The organism is Streptomyces sp. HSW2009 (assembly GCF_040240285.1).
In the GTDB taxonomy this organism is placed as follows: domain Bacteria; phylum Actinomycetota; class Actinomycetes; order Streptomycetales; family Streptomycetaceae; genus Streptomyces.
In genome coordinates this window covers 1-287 of the sequence record NZ_JBEHZD010001234.1, presented here as the reverse complement: position 1 = coordinate 287, position 287 = coordinate 1, and the positions used below count along the sequence as shown (strand labels likewise).

Genomic DNA, 287 nt, shown 5'->3' with positions numbered 1-287 from the left:
GGGGGGGGGGGGCCGCACTCGGCGGCGCCGGGCTGCCCGGGGGGGGGGGCGGCCCGGCCGCCACCCGCCCGGCGGCTCCGCCCGCCCTGCCGACCGCACCGGCGAGCAGGCCCGTACCGGCCTCCCTGATCTCCCCTGCCCCCCTTGCCTCCCCTGTCGCCCGGGCCGTCCGGGCCGCGGCTGTGCGCCCGGCTGCTGCGCCGAGTACGAGCGCCGGCCGCCCGGTCAGCGCCGCCCCGCGGGCGCCGTACTCCCTCGTCTCCCGCCCCCCCCCCCCCCCCCCCCCC

At 86.1% G+C, this 287-nt stretch carries 1 pseudogene; it reads right to left on the bottom strand.

The features are described 5' to 3' along the window. A pseudogene (locus tag AAHZ94_RS35325) lies at nucleotides 1-287 on the bottom strand (hypothetical protein); the annotation flags it as partial.